Here is a 7543-nt window from a genome sequence, read left to right as displayed (position 1 = left end):
CCCCCCTTCCGAGCGTGACCAGCGTCAAGGAGTTCCGCGTCGACCGGGAGCCGACCGACGACGCGCTGGGCCGCGGCCGGTTCGTCTTCACCGACGACTACTCCGTGTTCGACTGGGGGCCGATGCCCGACACGATCCCCGAGAAAGGCCGGAGCCTCTGCACGATGGGCGCGGACAACTTCGAGCGCCTCGCCGCGGCCGGGGTGGCGACCCACTACCGCGGCGTCGTCGACCCGACCGAGGCCACCCTCGACGAGCCGCCGGCCGCCGACCTCGACGCCGTCTCGGGGCCGCCCCGACAGATGGCGATCGATCTCACGGTCGTCCCGGAGCTCCCCCACGGCGCGGACGGGTACGAGTACGACTCGTTCCACGCGGCGGCCGGGAGCCACTACCTCGTCCCGCTGGAGATCGTCTTCCGGAACGAGGTGCCCGTCGGCTCCAGCCTCCGCACGCGGAAGGAGCCCGAGGACGTTGGGCTGGACCGCCACCGCTGGCCGGACGAGGCCGTCTCGCTGCCGGAGCCGATCGTCGAGTTCTCCACGAAGTTCGAGGAGCAGGACCGCTACCTCGACGCCGACGAGGCCGCCGCGATCGCCGGCTGCGCGGATCTCGACGCGCTCCGGGAGACCGCGCTGGCGGTGAACGACGCGATCACCGAGCGCGCCGCCGAGGCCGGCTTCGTCCACGAGGACGGGAAGATCGAGTGTCTCTGGGTCGACGGCGAGATCCGCGTCGCCGACGTGGCGGGCACGTTCGACGAGAACCGCTTCGCCTACGACGGCCAGGAGCTCTCGAAGGAGGTGCTGCGGCAGTTCTACAAGTCCTACGACCCCGACTGGGTGGCGGCGGTGAAGGACGCCAAAGCCGTCGCCCAGGCCGAGGGCGTCGCCGACTGGAAGTCGTTCTGCGAGGAGTCGCCCGACCCCCTGCCCGGGGATGTGCGACGGACTGCCGGCGAGATGTACGCCGCCGGGACGAACGCCTACACCGGGACCGAGTGGTTCGACGCGCCGGCGATCGACGACGCCGTCGACGCCGTGCGGGACCTGTAGGACGGCGGCCTTTTTCACGACCCCGCGACGACCCGTGGGCATGGCGCCCTCCACCGACGCCGGCGACTCCCCGGTCAGCCGCCGGGCTGCACTCGCCAGCGGCGTCGCCGCGGCCACCGCGCTCGCCGGCTGTGGCGGCGTCGACGAGATCCGCGACGCGGTGAACCCGCGGACGTACCACAGCGACGCCGAACTCGGCGACCCACCCGAGCCGTGGCCGACGCCCGGCCACGACGCGCTCCGGACTGGCTATCGCGACACCGAGACGGGGCTCCCAGAGGATCCCACCATCGAGCGAGTCGGCCCGGGCGGCGGCGACTTCTACGAGAAGGCGCCGATGGTCGACAGCGAGGCCGTCTACGCGCCGATCTGGAAACAGGCCCAGCCGGAGTACGTCCGGGCGTTCGTCGCGACGGCGCGGGACGGCGACGCCAGGTGGCGCCACGACTGGTCCGAGAGCAGCGGCGCTGCGGCGCCGACGCTCCACGGCGAAACCGCGTTCCTGACCCGAGCGGGGGAGACGATGGCCGTCGACCGCCGGACCGGCGAGATCCGGTGGAGCTACGCCGCCGGCACCGTGCCGAGCACGCCGACAGCAGTCGGCGACCGGCTCTACCTCGGCGGGAAGTCGCTGCTCGCACTCGACGGTGTGACTGGCGAACGGCTGTGGACTGCCGACGCGGTGCCGGATCACGCCGGCGAACTCGCGGCCACCGAGGACACCGTCTTCGCCGCGAGCGACGGCACGCTGTTCGCGCTCGACGCCGCCGACGGCTCGGTGCGCTGGGAAGTGGGGATCGAACAGGCCACACGCGCCAGCCCCGTGGTGGGCGAGGAGACCATCGGCCTGATGGGGAGCGACGGGCTTCTCCAGGCCCGCTCGCGGGCCGACGGGAGCGAGCGCTGGTCGGTCCAGTTCGACCGCGCCGCGCAGGCTCCGCCCGCGATCGCCGACGGCGTCGTCTACGCCGTCGACGAGGAACCCTACGCCTGCCGCGCCTACGACGCCGAAAGCGGCGAGGAACTGTGGGACACAGATCTCGGCGTCGGGAGCGAGGACCGGCCCGCGGTCGATCCGGAAACCGTCTACGTGCCGAACGGGGAGACGCTCGACTGTCTCGACCGCGAGAGCGGCGAGATCCGGCAGCGCGTCCCGCTCGAACTCGACACGTTCTCCCAGCACGGCATCGCGCTCGCCGACGGGTCGGTGTTCTTCGTCGGCCAGCGCGACGGGGAGAGCGGCGTCTACCGGATCGCCTGACCGCCCGCGGGTCGGCGCGACTCCCACCAGCCGGAGCTTTTTCACGTGTTACTCCGTACCACGGCCAATGGCTCGCTGGACCGACGACCCGACCGAACCGGTGGGGAGCGACATCGAGGCCGCCCGGACCCTCCCCGCGTCGGCGTACACCGACCCGGCGACGTTCGAGACCGAACAGTCGCGGATCTTCGCGGACTCGTGGCAGTACCTCGGCGACGCCTCGGCCCTCCGCGAGCCGGGGGACTACACGACCCACGAGATTGCGGGGCGGCCGCTGTTCGTCATGCGCCACGAGGACGGCGACCTGCGGGCGTTCTACAACGTCTGCGCCCACCGCGGGTCGAAGATGCTCGAGGGCGACGGGAACACGACGCGCGTCCGCTGTCCCTACCACCACTGGACGTACGAGCCCGACGGCACGCTCGCGAGCACGCCCAAAGCGTTCACCCACGGCGTCCGGAACCAGGAGGTCGACGAGGTCTGCGAGTACGACCCCGAAGAGAACGCGCTGGAGTCGATCGCGGTGACGGAGATCGGCCCGTTCGTCTTCTGTAACCTCGGCGCCGATCCGACGCCGTTCGACGAGGTGTACGATGGCGTCGCCGACGAGATCGCCGGCCACGGGCTCGCCGACCTCGAACGGTTCGAGCGCATCGAGCCCGAGCTCGACTGCAACTGGAAGGTGATGGTGAGCAACTACCTCGAGTGCGACCACTGCCACGCGAACCACCCGACGTTCGTCCAGAACGTCGACATGGACGAGTACGAGATCGAGGTGCACGACCGGCACTCCGTCCAGCACGGCCCGCTCGTCGACGGCGACGGCGAGTCGCGCTTCTACTACCTCTGGCCGAACTTCATGCTCAACATCTACGGCGGCGGCGTGGGCTGTTCGGCGTACCGCGTCCACCCCGTCGACCGGGAGACGACCGTCGTCGTCGCGGATTACTACGCCGAGGGCGGCGAGCCGACCGATGCGTACGAGGAGATGTTCGCGACCAGCCAGCGACTCCAGCAGGAGGACTTCGAACTCGTCGAGCGCCAGCAGCAGGGCGTCGCCTCGGGCGCGTTCGCCCAGGGGCGACTCGGCCCGAACGAGCACGCCGTCCACCACTTCCACCAGATGGTCGCGGCCGCGATCGACGCCTGAGCCCGGTCGCTCACTCGGCGACGACCGTCGCCAACCAGACCGTCACCAGCGTCCCCGCGAGGGCGACGACGCCGATCCCGGCGAACGCCGCGCTCGGCCCGGTCACGTCGACGATGTAGCCAAAGGCCGGTGGTGCGATTGCGCCGCCGAGCATCACGCCGACGCTGACCACGGCGAAGTTCGTCCCGACGGTGTCGTCGGCCGAGAGGCGGTCGGTCAGGCCGTCCCGGGCGGGGCCGGCGAGGCTCCGCGCGGCGCCGACGCCCAGCAGGGCGCCGACGGCCACCAGCGCCGGGACGAGTCCGGAGGCGAGCAGCGCCACCAGCCCCGTGACGGCGGCGAAGCTCGCGACCATCACGGGGCCGGGCGCGATCCGGTCGGTCAGGTCGCCGCCGAGGACGATCGCGACGGCGCCGACGACGAACATCCCCGTGAGCGCGAGGTTCGCCGTCTCCGGGGCGACGCCGTACACCCTGTCGAGAAAGACGACGGCGTAGGTGTTCACGCCCCACGACGCCGTCGAGGTCAGGAGCGCGAGCAGCGTGAGCCCCATGATCCCCGGCGAGTTCGCCAGCGCGCGCAGGGCGGCGACGGCGCGCTCCCGGAGGGGCTCGTCGTCGTCGGCCGTCTCGGCGCCGACGTTCGGGCCCGTCACGTCGTCGGCGACGACGAATCGGAGCAGCGCGGTGGCGACGAGCGCGTACAGGAGCCCCAGCGCGCCGATGGCGCCGACGGCGTGGCGCCACGTCAGCCCGACGCCGGTGAACAGGTTGAACGTGACCGGCGGCGTGGCGAAGCCGAGCGCGCCGCCGACGCCGTACACCGAGAACGCCCGCCCGCGGAGCCCGTCCGGGGTGGCGTCGGAGAGCAGCGGGTAGTGGGCGGGGTGGTGGCCGCCGACGCCGACGCCGATCAGCACCTGGCCGAGCAGCAGCGCGGGGAAGTTCGGCGCGAGCGCCACGGCGAGCACGCCCAGCGCGCCCGCGACCGAGGAGAGCCCGAACGCGATCGTCCGATCGCGCGCGTCGGCGAGCCAGCCGAACGGGAGCTGGAAGGCGGTGTTCGCGGCGCCCTGCACGCCGATTGCGACGCCGAGCATCGCCAGCGACACCTCGAACTCCGTCGAGAGCGTCCCGAGGATCGGCGGGAACAGCACGAGGTACGCGTGGTTGACGTACTGCGACCCGCTCACGAGCCCGACCACCGTCGCCGCCTCCCTCGATGCGTCGCGGACACGGGTCGCCATCACGCGGTCGAAGGGCCGCCCCACTTCCAACCCCTCGGCTGCCGGCAATCGACGGGGGTTTCTCACCCCCGGACAGGAGCCGCGTTAGTCACGTTCGTGTATATCCGTAGCCGACCACAACTCCTTTTACGCACGGACGGCCATACTCGGTCGATGACCGCCTACACCGCGACGGTGACGGTGCGGCTGAAGCGCGGCGTGCTCGACCCCGAGGCCGAGACGACCCAGAAGACGCTCGAACGGCTCGGCTTCGAGCTCGCGGACCTGCGCTCGGCCGACCAGTTCGAGGTGGATCTCGACGCCGAGAGCGCCGACGCCGCCGCCGAGCGCGCCGACGAGATGGCCCAGCGGCTGCTGGCGAACCCGACGCTCCACGACTACGACGTGGTGGTGGAGGAGCGGGGCGCATGACCGTCTCCGTCGTCCAGTTCGGCGGGTCGAACTGCGACCGCGACGCCGTGCGCGCGCTCGACCGCGTCGGCGTCGACGCCGAGCGCGTCTGGCACGAGGACGGCCTCCCCGCCGACAGCGAGGGGGTCGTCCTGCCGGGCGGGTTCTCCTACGGCGACTACCTCCGGGCGGGCGCGATGGCCGCCCACTCGCCGATCATGAACGAGGTCCGCGCGGCCGCCGAGGACGGGGTTCCCGTGCTCGGCGTCTGCAACGGCGCCCAGATCGGCAGCGAGAGCCGGCTCACGCCGGGCGCGTTCACGACGAACCGCAGCGCGCGGTTCCAGTGTGAGGACGTGTTCCTGCGCGTCGAGAACGCCGACACCCCCTGGACCGAAGCGTACGAGGAGGGCGACGTGATCGAGCTTCCGATCGCCCACGGCGAGGGCCGGTTCGAGATCGACGACGCGGCGTACGACGAGCTCGTCGACGACGACCGCGTGCTGTTCCGCTACTGCGACGCCGACGGGAACGTCACGGACGAAGCAAACCCCAACGGGTCGAAGGGGAACGTCGCGGGGATCCTGGGCGAGCGCGAGACCGTCGCCGTGCTGATGCCCCACCCCGAGCGGGCTGCGCTCGCGGAGCTGGGCGGCAGTACGGACGGGCAGGGCGTGCTGGACGGGTTCGCGTAGATCGCGGACCTGACGTTACCGAGCCAGCGGCATGTTGTAGCTCGCTTCCTCCTCGAGCACCAGCTCCCACGTGAACTCGCACTCGCACTCCACCTGCTCGAACACCGAGGGGTCCTGCCGCAGGTCGAAGTCCTTGATCGCGCGCTGGACGCGGTCGTCGCACTCGCCGCAGTTGTGCGCGCCGCGGTCGCTCCCGTGGCCCACGGGGTCGGAGACGACGATGGCGTCGACGTCCGTCGTCGTCCGCAGCACCTCCGCGACCGACCAGAGCCACGGCGGGCGGTAGCCGCCCTCGTAGAACAGTTCGTCGACCATCGTGTAGCGCTGGACGTTGCAGGGGTTCATCGAGACGGTGTGGCAGCCGTCGACGGCGCCACAGCGCCGGACGCTCGACTGCATGTCCTCCAAGGCTTCCTGTTCCGAGAGGAACGGCGGCTTCATCAGCAGGTACGCCTTCACGCCGCCGCCGGCCTCGCGAGCCTCGGCGCAGGCGTCCTCGAAGTCAGCGAAGTCGAAGTACTTGTTGACGCAGTCGTGGCGCACGCGGTCGGTCGCGGTTTCGAGACCGACCGCAACGTCGGTCTCCAGCCCCTGCTCGGTGAAGTCGCGGACCTTCTCGCGGTCGACGAAGTCGGGGAGCGACTCGACGACGATGCGGTCGCGGTCGGCGAACGTCTCGGCGATCGCTCGGCGAGTCTCGGCGGGCACCTCACGCTCGTCGAGGAACGAGCCGGAGGTGTAGATCTTGATCAGCCCGGACTGCTCGTCGGCCTCCTCGGCCTCGTGGTCGAGACAGACCTGGATCTGCTCCATCAGCGCGTCGTGGCTCACGCTGCCGCCCTCGACCGATTCGGCGACGTAGCCACACATCGTACAGCCGCCGGCGCGGGCCCAGCGACAGCCCCCGGTGTTGAGGATGATCGTCAGGCTCTGGTACACCCCGTCGGGGGTGTTGTCCTCGTCGATCCAGACGCGGGTCGGCTCGCGGGGGTCGTAGCTCTGGTCGTTCTCCGACCGGATGTCCCGCATCACCTCGTTGTGGGCGTCCATCCCCCGCCCGCGTTCGTAGACCTCGGGGCTCGGTTGGCTCATTGGCGGATGTGGGCGGTTTACGGGGAAAACCGCTTCGCTCCCGAGCGGGTTCCGAGGGCTCAGTAGCGGTTGCGAGCGGTGGGGAGGGGTTCGTATTCGATCTCTCAACGAGGTACAAAATCTTATCTCTATACGTGTATATTCCACTCTCCTGCAAAGTTTTATTACTACACAAACGTGGGTCCAAATCGATGCTCCGGGACGATACGTACGGGCGACGCGACGTGCTGCGGGCGGGTGGAATCGTGCTCGGCGGCTCCCTCCTCTCTGGGACGACGACGGCCGCCGACGGCGACGGGGCGACGACGCTGACGCTCCTGTCGTACAACGACATTCAGACGGCGGCCGCGGAGGACGGGGACTTCCCGCGGCTGGTGACGCTCATCGAGCAGCGGCGGGCGGCCGCCGACGGGCCGGTCGTCGTGGTCGGCGGCGGCGACCAGGTGGGGCCGCACGCGCTCAGTCCCGTCTCCCAGTGGCGCGCGCCGGTCGACGTTCTCAACGAGGTGGGGCCCGACGCCGACGTGATCGGGAACCACGAGTTCGACTACGGGTTCGACGCGATCTCGGACGTGACGGCCGACTCCGAGTTCCCCTGGCTGGCGACCAACCTCGTCGACAGCGACAGCGGCGAGGCGTTCGACGGGACGGAAT

At 70.7% G+C, this 7543-nt stretch carries 7 protein-coding genes and 1 pseudogene; 6 read left to right on the top strand and 2 right to left on the bottom strand.

The window, feature by feature from the left end:
- The first annotated feature begins 14 nt into the window (after window positions 1-14).
- The 3 genes from ACP95_RS00830 (at window position 15) to ACP95_RS00820 (ending at window position 3466) form a co-directional block, all read left to right on the top strand.
- The gene (locus ACP95_RS00830; protein ID WP_049979392.1) at window positions 15-1055 is read left to right on the top strand and encodes a phosphoribosylaminoimidazolesuccinocarboxamide synthase; all 1041 of its coding nucleotides are present in this window, start codon (window positions 15-17) and stop codon (window positions 1053-1055) included.
- 40 nt (window positions 1056-1095) lie between these two features.
- Entirely contained in the window at window positions 1096-2316 is a 1221-nt protein-coding gene (locus ACP95_RS00825) for a PQQ-binding-like beta-propeller repeat protein (RefSeq protein WP_049979391.1), read from the top strand.
- Window positions 2317-2383: 67 nt separating this feature from the next.
- Window positions 2384-3466 (top strand): aromatic ring-hydroxylating oxygenase subunit alpha, encoded by a 1083-nt coding sequence (locus ACP95_RS00820; RefSeq protein ID WP_049979390.1) that lies wholly within the window; start codon window positions 2384-2386, stop codon window positions 3464-3466.
- Window positions 3467-3476: 10 nt separating this feature from the next.
- On the opposite strand, the gene ACP95_RS00815 is transcribed toward ACP95_RS00820, so the two are convergent.
- On the bottom strand, window positions 3477-4736 hold the full coding sequence (locus ACP95_RS00815; RefSeq protein ID WP_237560368.1) for an MFS transporter: 1260 nt from the start codon (window positions 4734-4736) through the stop codon (window positions 3477-3479).
- 129 nt (window positions 4737-4865) lie between these two features.
- Between ACP95_RS00815 and purS the strand changes: the two genes are divergently transcribed.
- Complete coding sequence (gene purS, locus ACP95_RS00810; RefSeq protein ID WP_049979388.1) at window positions 4866-5123, top strand: phosphoribosylformylglycinamidine synthase subunit PurS; 258 nt, start codon at window positions 4866-4868, stop codon at window positions 5121-5123.
- Window positions 5120-5797: a phosphoribosylformylglycinamidine synthase I gene (purQ, locus tag ACP95_RS00805; RefSeq protein WP_049979387.1), complete on the top strand. Its 678-nt coding sequence runs from the start codon at window positions 5120-5122 to the stop codon at window positions 5795-5797. Before purS ends, purQ begins: the two co-directional genes overlap by 4 nt.
- Before the next feature lie 15 nt (window positions 5798-5812).
- On the opposite strand, the gene ACP95_RS00800 is transcribed toward purQ, so the two are convergent.
- Window positions 5813-6889 (bottom strand): archaeosine biosynthesis radical SAM protein RaSEA, encoded by a 1077-nt coding sequence (locus tag ACP95_RS00800; RefSeq protein ID WP_049979386.1) that lies wholly within the window; start codon window positions 6887-6889, stop codon window positions 5813-5815.
- A gap of 224 nt (window positions 6890-7113) precedes the next feature.
- Between ACP95_RS00800 and ACP95_RS00795 the strand changes: the two are divergent.
- A pseudogene (locus ACP95_RS00795) lies at window positions 7114-7543 on the top strand (bifunctional metallophosphatase/5'-nucleotidase); the annotation flags it as partial.

This window comes from Halolamina rubra, assembly GCF_000739555.1.
Lineage (GTDB): Archaea > Halobacteriota > Halobacteria > Halobacteriales > Haloferacaceae > Halolamina > Halolamina rubra.
Note: the sequence above shows the minus strand (reverse complement) of the source record. Positions and strands in the feature narration are given on the sequence as shown.

What these genes read in the sequence shown, in the direction of transcription:
- ACP95_RS00820 (WP_049979390.1), top strand. Translation starts at nt 2,384, where the DNA reads ATGGCTCGCTGGACCGACGACCCGACCGAACCGGTGGGGAGCGACATC.
- ACP95_RS00800 (WP_049979386.1), bottom strand. Translation starts at nt 6,889, where the DNA reads ATGAGCCAACCGAGCCCCGAGGTCTACGAACGCGGGCGGGGGATGGAC.
- purS (WP_049979388.1), top strand. Translation starts at nt 4,866, where the DNA reads ATGACCGCCTACACCGCGACGGTGACGGTGCGGCTGAAGCGCGGCGTG.
- purQ (WP_049979387.1), top strand. Translation starts at nt 5,120, where the DNA reads ATGACCGTCTCCGTCGTCCAGTTCGGCGGGTCGAACTGCGACCGCGAC.
- ACP95_RS00825 (WP_049979391.1), top strand. Translation starts at nt 1,096, where the DNA reads ATGGCGCCCTCCACCGACGCCGGCGACTCCCCGGTCAGCCGCCGGGCT.